Below are 19,357 nucleotides of genomic sequence, written 5' to 3'. Positions count from 1 at the left end.
CTCATATGAGCACGATAATAAGGATAATACTCTTAGCGTTACCTCGTATCCTCCACCGATTCCATACAGTAGCTTAATTTTGAGTTCATACCAGGCTTTCCTTTATTGTATTGAACCACCCTGCCACGTTAGGTTATAAGGAATTATATTCATTTTGCTGAGTGTAGAGCACGAATTGCATTAACAGCATGATTACCCCAATCAATTTCAAAATTCCGAAGATTTATTTCTCTTGTATAAAAAAGTATGCCTTTTTTAACATCTTTATAAATATCCAAAATATCATCAGATAAACTTGCACCCACGGGGTCATCTAAGTGGTATGGGTTAAAGACCTGCCAATAATGGTCGTATTCATCGAAAAGAATTTGAGGAACAGATAGTTTAATGTCGGAAACTACATCCTTCTCTGGTTCAACATCAGGTAGATACAAGGCTTTTGAATACAAATCTAAAAGCGAAACTAGGAGATTATTTAAATCGTTTTTCCCTTTGTTGGAGTTTAAACCTTCAACTATTTGGAAGTAGTTTAATGCCGCGAGAAAAAAATGACCTACCTCTTTATTTTTCATTTTATCTCCTCACCATTTATGCAATTCTTTATTAATTTCTAATACTTTAAACGAAACACCCTTAAATCAAACTGCCAGTTAATTGAATATCAAATAAAGTTTTTGGTCTGAAAGACTAATCGATTCTTAATTGGCTTTTGCCTTTTATCTCAACCATAACCAATAAGAACTGCCTTGAGCTACAATCAAGTAATCTAACCAAGTGGAAAAATCGATAGGATACTTCTCAAATTCTTCCTCAAAGTTAAAAAATTCTCCTAACCACATTTTATTTTCTCCTGTTTTTACTTCGTATTGACAAGCAATCCATTGTCCGTCCCAAGCTAGTCCTATTGGTATACAAAATTTTGGGCAATCCCAAATAATCATATATTTCAATATTTCGTCTACTGAGAACAATGTATTGTTGAATATTGTTGCACCATTATGTTGTTTAATAAATTCTTCTAAATCTTTAGGGGTATACCATGGAAGCTTGTTCAATTCATTTTCCGAAGCAGGAGGATTAAAATGAAAAGTTACTTCTTCTAAATGACCATCCTCTAGTTGAACTAGTAATTTATTCTGAACCAAACGTTTTTTTAGAGCATCAATACTTCTCATTTTTCCCCTTCCTTATAATCAATTTTTTACTTACATTAATTCGAACAAATAGGAGGTGTATACCTTATCCCACTAGGACTAACTATACTCTTTTTAAACTGCCACGTTAGATTATTAACATATTTTAATTTTACCTTTAACCTCCATTCACGAGGTAGACTACGACAAGAGTTTTGATAGAAAGTATTATTAAAAATGTAATAAGCATCGCAGATTGTATCAGCGTTGCTCTTTTTAGCGATTGCACCCATGATTTAAGTACAACTTCACATATTTTTAATCATAAACTTAACACCCTCATCATAAAAACGTCCATCTAAAGCTTATAAGCAAGCTTTAGATGAACTGCATCAACTCTATTGGAAATGAAGAAATATTGTCTCATTTAAACTCCAAGTGCTTTTTTCGTAGCGTTGCCAACACTACCATCTACAACTAGACCATTTGCCTTTTGGAATTGGCGGACTGCCCGATCCGTAGCTGGGCCAAATGATCCGTCCACTCCGTTTGTATTATATCCTTTCGCAGTTAGAAGACGTTGAAGCTCTGTTACAGCAGCACCTTTACTTCCTTTTTTAAGGGGACCGCTGTTATTTAGAGATCCTGATGTAGAAGGAGATGGTGGCTTAGTTGTTGTTGTGTTTCCAAGTGCTTTTTTCGTTGCGTTCCCAACACTACCATCTACAACTAGACCATTTGCCTTTTGGAATTGGCGGACTGCCCGATCCGTAGCTGGGCCAAATGATCCGTCCACTCCGTTTGTATTATATCCTTTCGCAGTTAGGAGACGTTGAAGCTCTGCTACGGCTGCACCTGTACTTCCTTTTTTAAGAGCACCACTGTTATTTAGAGATCCTGATGTAGAAGGAGAAGGTGGGTTAGTTGTTGTTGTATTTCCAAGTGCATTTCTCGTTGCGTTATCAACAATACCACTTACAGTTAGACCACGGGCCTTTTGGAATTGGCGGACTGCCTGTTCTGTATTTGGCCCAAATGACCCGTCAATTCCCTTTGTGCTAAAACCTAAAGTAGTAAGCTTTTGCTGAAGCTCCTTAACAGCAGAACCCCTACTTCCTTTTTTAAGAATGGATCCATTTTCCACAGTAGAAACGGGGCTAGATGCTACTTTATACCCGTGTGAAGCTGCGATTGAATCAAATGAATTCCCTGAAGTCGTGATAATAACTGGTGTATTGACAGGAACTTGATTATACAGCCATTCAACCTCGCTGTTATGCATTCTCACACAACCGGCGCTTACATAACCACCTATTGAATCAGGGTTGTTGTTCCCGTGAATCGCATAGGTTGTCCCCCATGTTCCCTTGGCATTTATTCCAAGCCATCGATTACCTAGTGGGTTGCGTGGATCGCCACCTGGAATATTATCTGTATAATAAGGCCGATTCTTGATCTTGTTCACAATTTTAAAGGTTCCTTCTGGTGTTAGTGATTGACTTTTCCCTGTCCCTACCGAAAATACTTTTTTCAGTTGACTGTTTTCATAATAAGCAAGCTGATTGTTTGATTTATTAATGATAATAAATTGGCTTCCTGCTGCAGAAACGGAAGATATCTCTACACAAAAAAACGTCAATAGTGCCATGGCAAAAAGAAGAACCCATTTTCTCATTGTCTTTCCCTCCTTTTATTTATACAATCTATGACACTTAATAGATTGCGTAATTTTCTGAATACTTATAACCTATTTACTATTACCTTTCTATACCATAGTACTTAAATCCTGCCTAAACTTTCAAAATTAACAAAGTTTTCAAACATCTAAATACTTGAAGTTACAACTTTCTCTTATCATGTAAAACTATTTGTGTGCATAATGCTGACATCGACGGCCAGGGGCGAATCAGTAGGGGCTTTCTTTTATCCCCCCCTGAAGGTTAGTCACGCCCAGAGCCTGATTGATTTATCTAAGCCCATGAAGCCTAATAAAATTTAGTTTTTATTATCAAAAAGGCAAAAAAAATAAGCGCTAGGCTATAAACTAGGCTTATTTGAAGTTCCTTTCTATAAATATACTTTCTTCTCCGTCTGTTCGTGTTCCATACGCTCCACCAATCGTTCCACCTTGCATTGTCCACAATGTATGATGCTCTTAGCCGATTGATTTGAAATACCTTGTTCTCATTCGACAATAAATCTACAAAAATCTTATTAAAAGTAAAACATCTGTTTGTTGGATTAATCATTTAAAGCGAAAAAAAGCTGACAGATCTTCACGAAGGTGGTGGACATAAAAATAGTCATTGCTTGCTGGATCATAAACGTAGTCCTTTTTCCACTCATCCATGTTCTCTATTATTTCTCTGATCGCTCCAATAAAAGTGAGGATTTCTTCATCTGTCATGATGGGATGCAGCGAAAATCGTACCCACCCAGGTTTGACAGATAGATCTCCATGCGAAATCTTTTCAACAAGTTGTTTCGAAGTACTTTTATCGATATTTAAGAGATAATGACCGTATGTTCCTGCACATGAACATCCCCCTCTTACCTGAATCCCATATCTGTCGTTTAGTAGCCGAACGATTAAATTATAATGAATGTTTTCAATATAAAACGAGACGATCCCAATTCGATCCTTCATGTTTCCAGCTAATATGTGGACCTCTGGGATCTTCTCCAACTGGGAAAATAAAAGGTTGAGCTGTTCTTTTTCTCTTTTTAACATATGATCGATTCCCATTTGACTTTTCAAATTCAAACAAAGCGCGGTCCGAATGGATTGGAGAATCCCCGGAGTCCCCCCATCTTCACGCATCTCGATATCTTCTAAATATTTGTGTTCTCCCCACGGATCGGTCCATAACACCGTTCCGCCACCCGGATGATCAGGGACAGTATTCTTGTAAATTCTCGAATCAAACACCAATACTCCACTTGTTCCCGGACCGCCTAAAAACTTATGTGGCGAGAAAAAGATCGCATCCAGTTTCTCAAGCGGGTCTTCGGGATGCATGTTGATCTCGACATATGGGGCCGATGCAGCAAAGTCGACAAAACAAAGTCCTCCATGTTGATGCATAAGCTTCGCAAGCTTGTGATAAGGAGTTTGAATTCCTGTTACATTGGAGCACGCTGTAAAGGAACCTATTTTTAATGGGCGATCCTTATAAACATTCAGCAGATGTTCTAAATGATTGAGGTCCACGTTTCCTTCCCGATTTGGTTTGATCAAGATGACTTCCCCAATTGTTTCGAGCCAAGAGGTTTGATTGGAATGATGCTCCATATGGGTCGTGAAAATAACTGGTCTTTCTTTTTCTGATAATTGCAGACGATTTCGCCAAACCTCTGGTACTCTTAGTCCCAAAATTCGTTGTAGTTTATTGACGACCGAAGTCATCCCAAAACCATCTAAGATAACTACATCATGTTGATCTGCATGAACATGTTCTTTAATCATGTTTTTTGACTGCTTATATAGCCCCGTCATCATTAAACTCGTTATATTCGACTCTGTATGGGTATTCGCCATAAAAGGTCCGAAGTCCTCAGTTATTTTCTTTTCGATCGGCTCATATAACCGCCCGCTTGCTGTCCAATCGGCGTATATGATTTCCTGTTTTCCATAAGGGGTATCAAATTCCTGGTTCAAGCCAATCACACGAGAACGAAAAGGTTGAAAATATTCTTCAAGGGTTTCTGGGAATCGAAAGGTTTTACCGCCAATTTTTCCTGTGATCATTTGTTTCACCCCTTACACTGTTTATTCTTCATTCAATATATGCAAGACTCTTTTGCATCGTTTATGATTATTTTCAAAAACACTGGGGCCGTTTCACATAAATTTATGGCTTTTTTTAACTGTCCATCTATGTATACATACAAATCCTTTATTCCATAATGGAAATGATGAAAAAGAGAGGGGCTGTACCATATAAATCATTATTTATCTGTTGTAATAGAGTTATTTGCAGGGTTAGTTGTATTATTTTTCATTATGAAAGTATTAGGGAAAACCCAATTTTCTCAATTGACTCCCTTTGACTTTATTTCCGCACTCATATTAGGTGAATTAGTCGGAAATGCGGTGTATGATCATGAGACAAAACTTCGTGAAATTTTATTTGCTGTATTAGTGTGGGGGTTCATTATTTATGTAATTGAACTGATTACTCAAAAATTTAAACGTACGAGAAAACTTCTGGAAGGTGAGCCTAGTATTATCATCCATAAAGGAAATATAAACTATGAATCATTAAAGAAAAATAAGATGGATCTCAATCAATTGAAAAGCCAAATAAGACAACAAGGCTACTTTTCGATTCAGGAGGTGGAATACGCCATATTAGAAACAAACGGAATGATCAGTGTGCTCCCGAAATCGAAATATGACACACCAAAGGTAAGCGATCTTAATTTGCCTGAAAAGCCTGTCGACTTACCAATCACGTTAATCCTTGACGGTGAGGTTGTTTATGAAAATTTGAAAGAATATGGCCTGAATGAACAATGGTTAAAGCAGCAATTAGCTAAGCAAAATATTACAGATTATAAAGCAGTTATCTATGCTGAATGGAAACCAAATCACTCTGTGTATGCGCTCAAATATAAACCATGAAACACTGGGGCCGTTTCATGATTTTACTGCAATCTGAAAAAATAGTAGAATAGATACGGGTGAAAATTAAATTTCATAGAAATAGGTTTTAGGGGTTATGATCATAGCAATCAGTAAACCCTTACTACTATTTGTAAAACAAGGGGGAGCGCTCGTTTGAAAAGTGTCAAATTACCATTATTTTTACTTCTAACGATTACCATATTGTTTGGATGCGAAAGTGAGGATTTAACCACCGGACAACAAGAAGAAACAAAGAACGATACGGTGCAACAAGAGGAAGCTTTAACGGATCCAATTGAAACGGAACCAGAAAAACAAGAAAATGAATCAACGAAACCAGAACAGTCATCAGACAAACATACATTTGATGCGGAAGTAGTATCTGTTACTGACGGCGATACGATTAAAGTTAGAATCAATGGGAGCGTTGAATCAGTCAGATTTTTATTAGTAGATACACCGGAGACCAATCATCCTCGTTTTGGAGAACAACCTTTTGGCCAAGAAGCAAAAGACTTTGTTAAGCAACTGTTAGAAGGAAGAACGGTTCAGCTTGAAAAGGATGTCGGTGATCGCGATAAGTATGGCCGCCTTCTGTATTACCTCTATATAGATGGAAAGAGCGTTCAGGAAGAATTATTGCGAAATGGATTGGCTAGAGTTGCCTATGTATATGCTCCGAATACTAAGTATGTGGACCAATACTACGCCATTCAGAAAGAAGCTCAAAAGAAAGGTGTAGGCATTTGGAGTATTGAAAACTATGCCAGAGAAGACGGTTTTTATAAAGAAGTGGCAGAAGGAACTCAAAAATCTACAAATTCTAGTTCCGAAAAGAACCGTCAAACCTCTCCTTCTCCATCAAAAACTTGTGATATAAAAGGAAATATTTCATCAAGTGGCGAGAAGATCTATCACATGCCAGGTCAGCAATATTATGAAGTGACACAAATCGATCTCTCCAAAGGAGAACAATACTTCTGCAGTCAAAAAGAAGCTGAACAAGCAGGATTTCGAGCAAGCCAACGATGAAACGCGGGGACGGTTCTGATGTTTCATCCATGTTATTCCTTTTACCTAACAACTAAAACGCGAGAATGAGCTTGCTTCAGAAAGGTAGACACGAATTTTAAGGTGCTTGTAGGGCGTGAATCCGGTATTGTATTGGACTCATGCCTTTTAGCTATCTTTTGCGGAAGTATTTATTGATCTTCCGTTGAATGGCTCTTGAATGTTTGCCATTACCAAATTCATTTAGGTAAATTCCTACTCTAAATTTAACTTCAAATTTATTAATCAAATTTTTTATCTTTATCAAGAACAGCTACTTCTTTACAATTTATTTTATTTGTTCTACCATTTATTCTTTGTTGCTTCATTAAAATGCTGTCTTGGTATATTTGGCAACTAGAAATGCTGTTTATGGCAGTATGTTTGAATAGAATGAAGTCTAAATATACAAGCAGTACATAAAACCTTACATATTTTAGGCTCTTTAATTTTCCTTATTTTTAAAGCTACCGTTAGTTTAGACGAATTACTTATAACGGTTTCCAATTAGGGTCTTTTATATCGGACTTATTTGGAGGTCTTACAAATTTCAAACTTCTTTTACCTTTAGCACCAAATTTCATAAAGTTTTGCTGTGCTTCTCTATAGGAAACATAATTAGCACCAGTTTCATCTGGATATCTATATTGAAAGCCGTCATCTTCCCAAAAACAAATTTCACAAATGTCATAGGTGTTTGGTGGTTCTTCGTCTAATGTTTTATAACCACAACAAGGACAAGTATATTTCACGATATCACCTCGATTTTTTTTGAATCTTACCATTCTTTCTTGTTCCACTTTAATTCAATAAAAAGAGCTGCCGAAATGACAGCCTTGAACTACGCTAACGCTACCCTTTAAATTAACAAGTCTAAAGCAATACCTGAGAGCCTATCTCTTATTACTAACTGAACTTTTCTTGCTCTTTCATTTATATTCTTTAAATCTTCAGCTTGTATTTCCCAGGACAATTTTGTTTCTTTTTCTAACTCTTTCACTTGTTCCTCAATTAAGAACGAATGTTCTTCATATATTCTAATAGCTAGTAATTCATCTTTAAATTCTTCTGGTACACTATAATTTAATCCGTTAAACCATTCTTGGAATTCTTTTTTACCATACTTGTTAATTCTCTTTTCTAAAATAATCATTATTTCTTCAGCAAATTCCTTATTAAAACCTATTTCATACAACTTGTCTTGAATGTTATTCAAAGTAATATTTTCTAAAGGGTTTCTATCATTAAAGCCAAATATTTTCTTTATCATCTTTCTTCCCCCTAAGTATTTTCTTCAACTCTTCTGCCCCGTTTGAAATAAGTACAGCTTTACAAATATGTATAGTAGCCACCTTTATATAATCCATCACTGAGTAAATGATTTTAAAACGATTAATAAAACATATTGTCAAAACATCCATCAATTAATTGCTAAATACAGGTTGGGCTCATCAGAAAACTGTCTTCCTGTTAAAGCTTTAGAAAATTTCTTTGCATTAGGCATTCCTTACCTAGAGTTTGATAACCGTATGACCAAAAATTGTACGCTTTCCTATGTATTTCTATCCTTTGTTTAGATTTGTAGTTATGTAGATTAAACCATATCCCTATTCATTACATTCGCATCATTCTGAAACAAACCTACAGATACATGAATCTAATTGTAGGTTATTTTCATAATTTTATAAACAAAAAGGCCTAGCAAAATTTCCAGGTATACAGCTTCTACTTTCCTATCCAATCGTCGTTTAAATTTAAGACTTTTTCATGTCGGCAAAGAAAAATTCATCAAATAATCAATTCATCAAATAGTTTCATTTAAGGGAAGTTTAGAAAGAAAAATAAAGAGTCCCCCTTTTTCAAATAAAGTGGGAACCCTTTGTTTTTCAATTTAAAAATTATTTATATACCCGTTCATTGTGGATGATCGGTCTAACGATTTTCTGATAATCGTCTTCATTTAGAATCCCAATGGCTTTAAAAATGACTGCGTACTTAATCATCCGCACGCGGGTTCTATGACTCTGATTCATGAGGATTTCCTCTCCTTTCTCTATCACTTTTCATCTTTTCTCCCTCAATGGATCGTACTGGCCGTAACCAATTGGAGAGCAGTCTATGGCGAGGAGAAAAAATAAAGCAAATGAAGAAAGTCACACCCATCGCCAGAGCCATGGAACCAGAAATGCTTGTATCGACCCATAGGGCAAAATATTAACCAATCACAGCGGATAAGACACTAAATTCGGCAATTAAAATCATCATCATCGATAATCGATCGATCCAAAGATAAGCTGAAGCTGCCGGGGCAATCATCATAGCAACGACCATTATTGCTCCCACTGCATCAAATCCTGCCACCGTTGTGATTGAAACAAGCGTCATAAATAAATAGTGCAAGACCATGACAGGAATCCCTAAGCTCACTGCAAGTGCTGAATCAAAGGTTGTTAATTTCCACTCTTTATAAAAGGCGCCAATGATTACAACGATAACGATCAACACGAGAATCAACATAAAGGTAGCGATGGGAACCTCACCAACAATTGGCAAGCCCATTGTATTCCAAGGGTCAAACGCGATCTCTCCCATTAAAGCATGCTGTACATCAAGATGGGCAGCAGATATAAATCTAACCCTCTTTAATTTTGGAAAAGTAAATATTTCTTTATCTTAACTTAAAAAGTTTCCTTAAGGCAACTTTAATGGCGGACAACAACTTTTGTCAATACCCATTTTTCAAAAAATTATGGGAATAAAAAAAGAGGGTTGAACTAACTCCCAACTAGTGAACACTTTAAAAAAGTCACTAGTTGAGGAGCCGTTCAACCCACTTGCTGGATTAAATAACCTATTCCAATTAAAACGTCTTCCCCACCAAATCTAACAGGGACAAGGATCAGTTGATTAATCTCGTTATCAAACCAAGAATGTTTTCAAGTTGCTAGCTTAAAATTTGTCCGGGGCATCGGCTATCCATACACCCCTTCTTTTCTCTGTACATCGCTCTGTCCGCTTCTTTTATCATCTTTTCCAAATCTGCATGTGAAACTTCCTCTGTGTAGGACCACCCAATACTTGCAGAAAGATGGATGGATTGATGGTTCAAAACCACTGGCTTTTCCAATGCAAGTTGAATTCTCTTCGGAATCGTTTCTAGTATCTGACGATCGATATTGGAAAATAAGATGACAAATTCATCTCCACCTAACCGACAAAGCAAATCTGTATTTCTTAGTACATCATTTACCCTTGATACCATTTCCGTCAATAGTTGATCTCCTGCATCATGGCCATACGTATCATTTATTTTTTTGAAACCATTCATGTCAATAAAAAATAGTGCGATCGAATGGACCTTTGTACGTTTCAGCAAATGAAACTTTTCCTTGAGTAACAACCGATTCGCCGCTCCAGTTAAAGGATCATGAAACGCTAATTCCTTCAGCTTCGCGTTTGTCGCTCTTAACTTGTGAATAAATGTAAATATGAAAATGGTGTTGAATACACCAAACAAAACCAAATAGGTAAAGTCTTCCCTGACAACATTCGGGAAAATTTCAGAGTGAAGGTAGAAAAAAGAGTAAAATGTAAGAATAATTGAAGCAGTGCCTGCTACGGCTACCACTTGTTTATTTTGATAGATGGCACTTAAAGGGAGAGCCAGCCACATGAAAAAATAGTTTACTAAATACGGAGAATCTTTAAGTAAGAAATAAAAATAGATATAGATACAGCTGATTATGACATACATGGTTATCTTTGGATTTACTCTACTGTAAATAAGTAATATCAGAATGATAGCGAATAATATAAATAGAAAAGCTGGGGGAAAAATACTTGCTATTCCTTCCATTAAACTATTAATGGTTATATGTATAAAATAATAAATACTTATTAATATAAATAAAATTGAATTTTGACGATGCACGATTTCTATATCACTCATAGCCGTTCTTCCTGTCCATTTGTATTGAGGTCAGATTGGTTCACTATGTATTTCAAAGGATTTCAAATTTTACCCATTTATTTTATTATAGCTCAAGAAAGATGCCCTTGTAATCGTATTCATTTTTACAATTTATAAGAAATTCAAAAACCTCATTTGCTTGTGATATGGTTCACGTTAAATAAAATAACTAGCCTATGCTATTCAAGAATGAGAGTACTTCCTTTCTCAGGAAGAACCCTATCTATTTGACTAAATACACTTGCGTGACCAGCAAGCCTGTTAGCCTCGGGCTTTCCAACAGTGAGAGATGAAAGACCCCCCACTGATGGAAGTTTCATTTTTTTGAACTACTCTGCAAGCGATTGATACTTAGCTGCCAAACCTTTTTGAACACCTGGGCGTTCCGCAATACGTTGAGCCCATTCCAAGAGATGAGTATATTCACCCACGTTTAAAAATTCAGAAGAACCTTTATACAATTTTCCTAAAGCTAAACGCCCGTACCAAGACCATATAGCAATATCTGCGATCGTATAGGTATCACCGGCGATATATGAACGCTGAGCTAATGTTTTATCAAGTAAGTCTAATTGACGTTTCGTTTCCATAGTAAAACGATCAATAGGATATTTCATAGGCTCTGGCGCATAAGCGAAGAAGTGACCAAACCCTCCACCAACATAAGGGCCTGACCCAATTTGCCAGAATAGCCAATTAAGGGTTTCAGTCCGTCCATGAATATCTGTCGGGATCAGCTTATTAAATTTCTCAGCCAAGTAAAGCAGAATCGACCCTGATTCAAAAATGTCTACTCGTGGATTTTGACTTTGATCGACCAGGGCTGGGATCTTGGAATTAGGATTGATCTTGACAAAGTCCGAACCAAATTGGTCGCCTTCTCCAATATGGATCTTATACAAATCATAGTCTGCACCATCGACACCCAACTCTTTTAATTCTTCTAGCATAATTGTCACTTTAATCCCATTCGGCGTTCCCAATGAATAGAGTTGGAAAGGCGCTTCTCCGACTGGTAGTTTTTGTTCGAAACGTTCACCGGCTGTCGGACGATTGGCACCCCTATTCGAATTCTCTTCTTCCCACTGCCAAACATTTGGTAATTCATATTTTGTCATCTTCAACACTCTCCTACTATCTATGTATTAGTTTCATCATACTACTCCCGTAAACAATGTGCCCAAGTTTTAGCTTATCACCTTTTTATAAGGTAATTCAAAATAAATGATTTAATCGTATCATGATAACTCCTTTTTTATTGTAAAAAGGAAGGATAGCATTGTAAACCGTCCTAGTGTTTACAGCAACAAGAGACTGCCCTTTTGTACAGGTTTTATAAAGTGGATGTAGATAATTGCTATTCAATATTTGCCAATGTTAAATTTATATTATAACTTGGTAGATTTTTGCAAAATAAAAAGATGAGTGCATTTTACGAATGGAAGGAAGGATGAAATGGTGGATTTTTCATCTCAAACCGTGATTGTCACAGGAGCAGGAAAAGGAATTGGAAAAGGAGTTGCAGCTCTTTTTTCACAAAACCGAGCGAACGTCGTTGTAGCGGAGTTAGATGAACATCTTGGGAAGAAAACGGTGGAGGAAATTCAATTACAGGGCGGAGAAGCTTTTTTTGTTAAAGTCGATGTGAGAAAGGAAAACGACATCATCACATTAATGGAAAGAGCCTATGAAAAATACGGAAGAATCGATATTTTAATTAATAATGCAGGCAAAGCTTTATTTAAATCCCCTTATGAAGTTTCAGTTGAAGAATGGGATGATATCATTCACACCAATTTAAGAAGTGTTTTTCTAGCGTCACGAGAAGCAGCGAAATACATGCGTAAAAATAATGAAGGCGGCTCAATTGTCAATATGGCCTCAACAAGATCCACGATGTCTGAGCCCCATTCAGAAACATATGCAGCTACAAAAGGAGGAATTGTGTCCATTACACATGCTCTTGCAGCTTCGTTTAGTCCAGACAACATTACGGTTAATTGTATTTCACCCGGTTGGATTGAAACGGGAGACTATTCACAATTAAGCACACGGGATCATCAACAACATTTTTCCAATCGTGTAGGCAAACCCGAAGACATCGCCCAAGCTTGTCTCTACTTAACTTCAAAAGAAAACGACTTTGTCACAGGCATTAACTTAATTATCGATGGCGGCATGACAAGAAAAATGATTTATGAATGAAACATGGGGACGGTTCTCGCGTTTCATTTTCACAAAAAATTCAGGGGTTGAATCATAAAAATAACTAGTGAAAGACCGGTTTTATGGTCTATTCATTAGAACCTTCCCGGTACTTTTAAGCCATAAAAAAACTGCATCTCCAATTGTTATTGTGTCTGACAATTGGGGATGCAATTCATTTCTTTCCCATAACCAAACCATCGGCAATGCTCATTCAGAATCTAATAACCTTATATAAGTTAACAATGTAAAACAGGAACGAGCGATATTACGATTAACAGAACGAAGTGCCCGTCCCTATGTCCTTTATATCCTCGGATTATCATTGTTTTTATATTATTTACTTATTTCCATCTCTACAACTTGGCTATCTGCATAGCTTTCATATGTTTCTGAATTTAAAACTGGAGATATTTGTAATCTAATTTTTTCCACATCTTGAAGTTTTGTATCAAAAGTCAAACCTATTTCTCCATCTTTATTAACCTTTCCATAAAAAGCTGCCCCATCTGCATATTCATCATAATCAATGAAATCATAATTAAGCGAGTCTACCGTTTCTTGTTTTCCATTAGCAAAAACGGTTACCTCTTGAATCGCTTGGAAATCAACATCTTCATCTGATGTATTTTCTGCATTAAATTTAATATATAGGTATTCAAATTCAGTTCCAATTTCTTTTTCTGTAATCCAATTTATACGGTCTTGTTCATCAGTGGATACATTTGAAGCTTTTTTAAATGAAATCTCTTGAATGTTTAATACCATCGGTTTAGCATCATATTGTTTATTTTCATCTATTGTTTTGATCACTTTACTCGTATGCGGTTCTTCACTCACTTCCTCTTCTCCCGATTCTTCATCGATCATATCTCCAAATGATTTATCCTCCATTTTAGAAGAGTTAGCAAAGATAGCTTCCTGTAATTTTTCATCATTAATAATTTTATAGTCGCCTTCTGTATCCTTTTCAAGATTCAAAGTAACAGTACGAGTAACTAATTTTACATCCTCTTCATTTAGATTATTCTTTAATGCGTCAAATATCATATCTGTAGCAACATCCTCGCCACCTTCTGGATTTGTGAATGCAATTCCAAACAATTGTGGCATCACTTCACCAATCGTTTCTGTAAATAAAGCATTTACGTCTACTGATGTTACCTTTGCTTCAACTTCTGCTTTTTCATCGCTTACGGATACTTCTTTTACATCTTCATATTTGAAATCTTTTACGATCCCTTTAATTATTTCATCTGCTGTAGCTTCATTGATTCCTAATTCTTCTGTTTTAATATCATCTAATCCACCTTGTACGTAACTACTTGCCTTTTCTAAATTACTACTTTGAAATGATTTAAAAAAGTCTTCTACTATACTAGTCGGCTTTTGTCCACAACCTACTAAAGTTAACATTGCTGAGACTAAAAAAATGTTAAAAGTAATTTCTTCATTGCTAAACACTCCTAGTAGTTGTATTTATATAAAAATAATAATCTTTTGTTCTGTTTTTCCACTTTTTCATTCCCTATAAGTACCATTTGACACTTTGATTAAATATCATCTTACCGTTTCAACCTCTTCTACAAACAATTTTTCAGGAAAAGAATTATGTCTTAAAGTTCTATCTAAATCCCCTGCTGTTCCTTTAACATGCATTGAGCCTCCAGGTGGAATCTCTACAATAATAGATTGACTTTCAGATGATGTTAGATCAATTAAATTAGTAAACTCCTGAATGTTTAGAGCACAAATGGTTTCCTGTCCACAAACTAAGCATAAGAAAACATTCTTAGTTAATTTCATATCACTTTGAATAGATTGCATCTCGGTAACACTGAATTTAAAATTCCATGGTGATGTTTCCTTAGACAAATATTTCACAAATAATCGAGTATCATGGTTTACTAGGTAATGCCCATATAATGTATCCGCTTTATTTAAAGCCTTAAATGAAGGATGCTCTGTAATTTGTGTGAGTACAGCACCATGAAATAAGTCTTGCGTTTGAATTTTCATCTTTATATTCCTCCTTAAATTTATAAACCAATACTATATACTTAGTATAATTGTAGCAGATAGATTGAATTTATCCCATATTCATTAAACTTCGACATTTATACAATTTTTCATTCAGATAAATTTGCAATTACAGTTCACACTTGGATTCAATCAGAACTTCTAAACCGGGAGATTATGACTAACAATTAAAAAGCACGATAATGGTGGATTTACAACTCCCATTATCGTGCTTATATGATTTTATTTTGAAACCTTTATGGTTATCCCATCAGCTATATTGCCTTCATAATAAGATGGTTTCAATTCGAAGTCCTACGAAACAATGCAAAGCATATCACGTAAAGCAACCTGCGAAGACAATGCTTCGATGTAGAATTTCTTTGGCATTTTAAATTAAGAATTGTATTATGTGGAAAAACTAGAGGAAGATTATGTATCTACTGGTAAAACAATGAACGATCCAAAGTAAAATTGACTGGACTAAGTCCGGTCGAATATAGAACTCAAATCCAGCCAATAGTTGCATAATACAAACTCTAACTTTTAGAGGTAACCACTAAAAAGTACTTTTCTAATTCCAACAATAACAACCGATAATAACCAACAGAATAAACAAGATTAAGATTAAAGCGAACCAGTTACAACCAGAGCCCCCATAACCGTAGCCGCCATAACCACAACCACCATATCCATATCCGAAACCCATAAATAAATCCTCCTTTTTTGATAATGAAAGTTAAAAGAAAAAGGGATCTCTAATTGGCAAGGAGACCCTTTTTCTTTTGGTTAAAACTTTTCGTATTCAACTGGATCATGAAATCCAGGAATTAGTTTATTTTAATATCCACCCCAGCAACTACAACCTATAATAATCAGTAGGATAAACAATACGATCAGTAAAGCAAATCCACCGCCGAAACCTCCTGCAACTGCACTCATCTTTTCTCCTCCTTTCGTTTCTCTGATATAAAGTATGCAAAAAAAATAAATGTGAATAGGCTTGACTTTTTCCTATTTGGCAATACAACCAACATGAATCGCTAAAGCCCGCTTCTTTTGGCTACAAATGTAAAATTTCTAAAATTTTTATAATCCATTTCAAAATTATTTTTAAAAATTTAAATATTCGATAACAATTATTAGAATTCTTCATACAATACAGTAGCCGTTTCAACCATAATTAATAAAATAAACCATACAACAAGCAAAGCAGATCCACCGCCATTAAAAAAAGCCCTTTGAGAAGGTACCGACCCCCAAAAATTAGAGTAATAAATCTAACTTTTGGGGGTAACCACCGAAAAAGGCTTTTTTTAGTTCCAACAATAGCAATCGGTAAATTGGTCAATGATAACGATCAAACTTGAATCCTTTTTTAAAAAAATTCAAACCAAAATTTCTCTTAATCTCGTCAGAAAATTGTTTCCCCTAGTTATCCCCCTTTTATTACACTCCTCTAGTCGAACGGTTATATGAAGATTCATTTTTTACACACAAGATATTCGGCACTGTTTTCCTTTATTTCCTCTGTATGACTTATGATAATCTTTCTACTAATTTAACAAATTTATATTTTTGGCATTATCTACCCCCACATCCCCATCCCCCGTCCTTTAGCCTCCCCCATCAACCAACCCAAACAGTGCCCATATGTAACATCAGGATAATAACTCACAGCCTCTGCCACACCATCCAACACAAGCTGAGCATTAAACATCTTCTCCCGAATTTCATCTATATCCATTCGTTTTACCGGTTTCTCCAACCACACAATTCGCAAAGAACGATGATAACGATCCACCTCTGATACATCCCTTTGCAGCCACACCGATTTCCCCAGCAGTTTGTAGGTTGTATATTTTTTCGCTTGGATTCCATACGGTTCAATCTTATAAAAGGAGCACTCCGGGGTATTGACTCCGATCAACCTTACGCTCCTTCCATCAGAAACGACAATGGTATCCCCATCAATAACCTTAATGACTTTTACCAACTCTAAATCATTGTCATTTGATTTCTCTTTAACCAAAATACTCTTCACTTGATCTGGTTTATAACTATACTCGTTCATTGGCATATCCCTTTCACACAGTAGTCTCGTTTCTAACGACCTCTGTCTAACCCACCAAATCTAAAAAAAATCTCTGGTAATGGTTGGTACAAACTGACGGATGGAGTTAGACAATTTGTCTCATGGGCTTCCCCATTTTGTTCTGTTCCGTCTACCAACTCGACGATCTCCATCGTACAATTCGTCTCTCTTCTATCAACACTTCGCGTATTTCTAGGTGACAGATTGCCAGCTAAACCTTCCTCTAACTCTGCTAATTTTTCATAGTTGATACTATACCACTTTGTTTTATCATGCCTGGTTCGATTATAATTGGCTGATTGTAAGTACCCCTGTTCTTCAAGAGAACGGATCGTCCGTTCAATGGTTTTCGCAGACCAAAACGTAAACTGCCGCTCCCACTCTTTATATGAGTTATAAATCCATTTTCTCCCGTCGATGGTATGTTTGCTGGATTTGAGCCAATAATGAAACTGCTGAAGTACAATGGCTTGATTTAAACCGATTTTCTGTGCTAATGACGGCAGGATCATCATCGGATTTTCTTGAATTAATAGTTTACTCATGATGCATACCTCATAAAGATTGTTTCATTGAAAAAGGTTGAAAGATATAGAGATTACGAGGAATTAACCCATCTACACTCACTTTTGGATACACGATGAGAAGTCCTATCGCCTTTGCTTTGATGAGCATTCGTTTAAACGTTCTACTCGATATTCCCCTGCATTCAATGGAACTTTGGATCCCTTGTAGCACATTCGAAATGGTAGTGTAAGTGACCCCAGGATACAGGCTCGTCCGAACCAATTGATTGAGGCCAACCAACTCACTATTCGTAAACTCCTGTTTAACCTCCATTAACCACTTCTCGATGTGATTCTGAAATTCTTCTTCCGTTTGAAATGGGGCGATCTGTTTTAATTGGTTTGATGTAAAAGTTGAATAATTCAAAGCTTCACGATCCTTTCGCTGAGTTATTGAAATCCCTTTAACCTATTTAGTCCTACCATTCTCTAACTTCTTTTTTACAAAAATAGGAAGAAGGACCTTCACCATTGACATACAAATTAAAAGGCAAAATTGGCCCTATAAAATTAAGTCAATTTGGTGAACTAAACTGACAAGTCACCGTGAATTGTCGAACATCTATCTTTATACCATTAACCTATCAATATCTAATTCCTTTATGTGTAGGGCAAATAAAATAACGCATTCCTTCTAAGAAATGCGCAGAATTGTTGAAAAGCAATGCTTAAATGATATTCAAGTAGGTCTAATCTCTAGAAAAATAAAACAAACCAAGAACCTTTTTCTTCAACTGTCCTATTTTAACTCTACAAATTCCAATTTAGTACCATCGTTGAAGACGATGTCCAAATCGAATTCAGTATAGTCTGCAGGAAGGTCAAATGACGATAAAACTTGATCGATAGCATCCCTTTCGTTCGTGTTTTTAGAAATAGCCAAGTTTTTAACCTTTTGATAAATATTGTCGAATGCATCTTTTCCCCTTAGGCGTTGATTATTTAAATCATCATCAACTTCTCCTCCTATAGCACCTGAGTTATCGTAATTAATCTCAGCCTCATACTCTTTTTGCTCTGGGTAAGTTACCTCTAAATCAATTTCACTGAAATCCAATTTGGCCATTTGCGACTTCATTTCATATTGATCTGTTGTATTATGAATTGGAGTGGGATCATTTATATTCGTTGCTTCACCTTTACCATTTTGTTGAACTGCATGATCTGCTGCATTATCTGTTTCATTTGTTTGCCCGCCACAAGCTGCTAATATGGCAATACAAATTACAGATAAAAACATAAATAGAAATTGCTTCATTTTCTGCCTCCATTCCGAGTGCTTTTTACTGTGTTTTTAACTAGACTGTAAAAGCAACCATTTCACTATGTATTTATTGACTGATTGAATCAATTATTGTTCACTTCAAAAATCTTAACTTCTAGTCACTCTTCATTGTCTTTCCTCCTTAACAATTTGCATACTAAGAGGATGTCCTAAATCCCCGAAAAAATGACTAACGAAGCCTTTTCAGTAACTTCTTTTTTACTTCTCGGGGAGTGATTACTGACAAGTCACAGTGACTTGTCGAATGAATATATGATCAGTAGTGACTTCAAACTTCTCAGCAAAGAGACCTTTTGCCGAATTCGTAAAAAGATGCAATTGACCGTGAAATCTATCAATTCGCACAAGAAAATACCCCAATTCGAGGCGAATTAGGGTGAATGAAACACCGGGACGGTTCTGATGTT

Annotated in this window: 20 protein-coding genes and 2 pseudogenes; 4 read left to right on the top strand and 18 right to left on the bottom strand. The window is 36.0% G+C overall.

The window, feature by feature from the left end:
- Positions 1–149: 149 nt before the first annotated feature.
- From R4Z10_RS07850 to R4Z10_RS07835, 4 genes are all read right to left on the bottom strand, one after another.
- A complete protein-coding gene (locus tag R4Z10_RS07850) occupies positions 150–572 on the bottom strand; it encodes a DUF5063 domain-containing protein (protein WP_338472636.1) in 423 nt (140 codons plus the stop codon).
- A 144-nt stretch (positions 573–716) separates the two neighbouring features.
- Positions 717–1,175, bottom strand: a complete 459-nt coding sequence (locus tag R4Z10_RS07845; RefSeq protein WP_338472635.1) for an SMI1/KNR4 family protein — start codon at positions 1,173–1,175, stop codon at positions 717–719.
- 385 nt (positions 1,176–1,560) lie between these two features.
- Complete coding sequence (locus R4Z10_RS07840) at positions 1,561–2,808, bottom strand: peptidoglycan-binding protein (protein ID WP_338472634.1); 1,248 nt, start codon at positions 2,806–2,808, stop codon at positions 1,561–1,563.
- A gap of 570 nt (positions 2,809–3,378) precedes the next feature.
- Complete coding sequence (locus tag R4Z10_RS07835; protein ID WP_338472633.1) at positions 3,379–4,881, bottom strand: aminotransferase class V-fold PLP-dependent enzyme; 1,503 nt, start codon at positions 4,879–4,881, stop codon at positions 3,379–3,381.
- 192 nt (positions 4,882–5,073) lie between these two features.
- On the opposite strand from R4Z10_RS07835, the gene R4Z10_RS07830 reads away from it, so the two are divergent.
- Complete coding sequence (locus R4Z10_RS07830; RefSeq protein ID WP_338473190.1) at positions 5,074–5,757, top strand: DUF421 domain-containing protein; 684 nt, start codon at positions 5,074–5,076, stop codon at positions 5,755–5,757.
- A gap of 156 nt (positions 5,758–5,913) precedes the next feature.
- Positions 5,914–6,792 carry a thermonuclease family protein gene (locus R4Z10_RS07825; RefSeq protein ID WP_338472632.1) on the top strand — a complete coding sequence of 293 codons (879 nt, stop codon included), beginning with the start codon at positions 5,914–5,916 and terminating at the stop codon, positions 6,790–6,792.
- Positions 6,793–7,301: 509 nt separating this feature from the next.
- Here the strand turns inward: R4Z10_RS07825 and R4Z10_RS07820 are convergent.
- The 6 genes and pseudogenes from R4Z10_RS07820 to yghU all read right to left on the bottom strand — a co-directional run bounded on the left by R4Z10_RS07820 (position 7,302) and on the right by yghU (position 11,898).
- A complete protein-coding gene (locus tag R4Z10_RS07820) occupies positions 7,302–7,562 on the bottom strand; it encodes a CPCC family cysteine-rich protein (protein WP_338473189.1) in 261 nt (86 codons plus the stop codon).
- 107 nt (positions 7,563–7,669) lie between these two features.
- Positions 7,670–8,080, bottom strand: coding sequence for a hypothetical protein (locus R4Z10_RS07815; protein WP_338472631.1), 411 nt, complete (start codon positions 8,078–8,080; stop codon positions 7,670–7,672).
- A 628-nt stretch (positions 8,081–8,708) separates the two neighbouring features.
- Positions 8,709–8,843 (bottom strand): hypothetical protein, encoded by a 135-nt coding sequence (locus R4Z10_RS07810; RefSeq protein ID WP_338472630.1) that lies wholly within the window; start codon positions 8,841–8,843, stop codon positions 8,709–8,711.
- A pseudogene (locus tag R4Z10_RS07805) lies at positions 8,827–9,429 on the bottom strand (metal ABC transporter permease); the annotation flags it as partial. The pseudogene R4Z10_RS07805 and the gene R4Z10_RS07810, both read right to left, overlap by 17 nt.
- A gap of 325 nt (positions 9,430–9,754) precedes the next feature.
- Complete coding sequence (locus R4Z10_RS07800; RefSeq protein ID WP_338472629.1) at positions 9,755–10,759, bottom strand: GGDEF domain-containing protein; 1,005 nt, start codon at positions 10,757–10,759, stop codon at positions 9,755–9,757.
- A 350-nt stretch (positions 10,760–11,109) separates the two neighbouring features.
- The gene (yghU, locus tag R4Z10_RS07795) at positions 11,110–11,898 is read right to left on the bottom strand and encodes a glutathione-dependent disulfide-bond oxidoreductase (protein ID WP_338473188.1); all 789 of its coding nucleotides are present in this window, start codon (positions 11,896–11,898) and stop codon (positions 11,110–11,112) included.
- Between the two features lie 337 nt (positions 11,899–12,235).
- Here yghU and R4Z10_RS07790 point away from each other — a divergent pair, with 337 nt between their 5' ends.
- Positions 12,236–12,985 carry a glucose 1-dehydrogenase gene (locus R4Z10_RS07790; protein ID WP_338473187.1) on the top strand — a complete coding sequence of 250 codons (750 nt, stop codon included), beginning with the start codon at positions 12,236–12,238 and terminating at the stop codon, positions 12,983–12,985.
- Positions 12,986–13,321: 336 nt separating this feature from the next.
- Here R4Z10_RS07790 and R4Z10_RS07785 read toward each other — a convergent pair whose 3' ends face one another.
- Both R4Z10_RS07785 and R4Z10_RS07780 read right to left on the bottom strand, forming a co-directional pair.
- Positions 13,322–14,401, bottom strand: a complete 1,080-nt coding sequence (locus R4Z10_RS07785) for a hypothetical protein (RefSeq protein WP_338472628.1) — start codon at positions 14,399–14,401, stop codon at positions 13,322–13,324.
- Positions 14,402–14,545: 144 nt separating this feature from the next.
- The gene (locus R4Z10_RS07780) at positions 14,546–15,004 is read right to left on the bottom strand and encodes a hypothetical protein (RefSeq protein WP_338472627.1); all 459 of its coding nucleotides are present in this window, start codon (positions 15,002–15,004) and stop codon (positions 14,546–14,548) included.
- A gap of 328 nt (positions 15,005–15,332) precedes the next feature.
- Between R4Z10_RS07780 and R4Z10_RS07775 the strand changes: the two are divergent.
- Positions 15,333–15,535: pseudogene (locus R4Z10_RS07775) on the top strand (IS3 family transposase); the annotation flags it as partial.
- A 43-nt stretch (positions 15,536–15,578) separates the two neighbouring features.
- On the opposite strand, the gene R4Z10_RS07770 reads toward R4Z10_RS07775, so the two are convergent.
- The 6 genes from R4Z10_RS07770 to R4Z10_RS07745 form a co-directional block, all read right to left on the bottom strand.
- The gene (locus tag R4Z10_RS07770) at positions 15,579–15,713 is read right to left on the bottom strand and encodes a sporulation protein YjcZ (protein WP_338472626.1); all 135 of its coding nucleotides are present in this window, start codon (positions 15,711–15,713) and stop codon (positions 15,579–15,581) included.
- A gap of 131 nt (positions 15,714–15,844) precedes the next feature.
- A complete protein-coding gene (locus tag R4Z10_RS07765) occupies positions 15,845–15,946 on the bottom strand; it encodes a YjcZ family sporulation protein (RefSeq protein WP_338472625.1) in 102 nt (33 codons plus the stop codon).
- Between the two features lie 646 nt (positions 15,947–16,592).
- Positions 16,593–17,078 carry a thermonuclease family protein gene (locus tag R4Z10_RS07760; protein WP_338472624.1) on the bottom strand — a complete coding sequence of 162 codons (486 nt, stop codon included), beginning with the start codon at positions 17,076–17,078 and terminating at the stop codon, positions 16,593–16,595.
- A gap of 32 nt (positions 17,079–17,110) precedes the next feature.
- Positions 17,111–17,644: a hypothetical protein gene (locus R4Z10_RS07755; protein WP_338472623.1), complete on the bottom strand. Its 534-nt coding sequence runs from the start codon at positions 17,642–17,644 to the stop codon at positions 17,111–17,113.
- A gap of 10 nt (positions 17,645–17,654) precedes the next feature.
- Complete coding sequence (locus R4Z10_RS07750) at positions 17,655–18,032, bottom strand: hypothetical protein (protein WP_338472622.1); 378 nt, start codon at positions 18,030–18,032, stop codon at positions 17,655–17,657.
- A gap of 372 nt (positions 18,033–18,404) precedes the next feature.
- Complete coding sequence (locus tag R4Z10_RS07745; protein WP_338472621.1) at positions 18,405–18,923, bottom strand: YusW family protein; 519 nt, start codon at positions 18,921–18,923, stop codon at positions 18,405–18,407.
- Positions 18,924–19,357 lie beyond the last annotated feature (434 nt).

The organism is Niallia sp. XMNu-256 (assembly GCF_036670015.1).
Taxonomy (GTDB): domain Bacteria; phylum Bacillota; class Bacilli; order Bacillales; family Cytobacillaceae; genus Bacillus_BD.
This window is presented reverse-complemented; position numbering and strand designations above follow the sequence as displayed.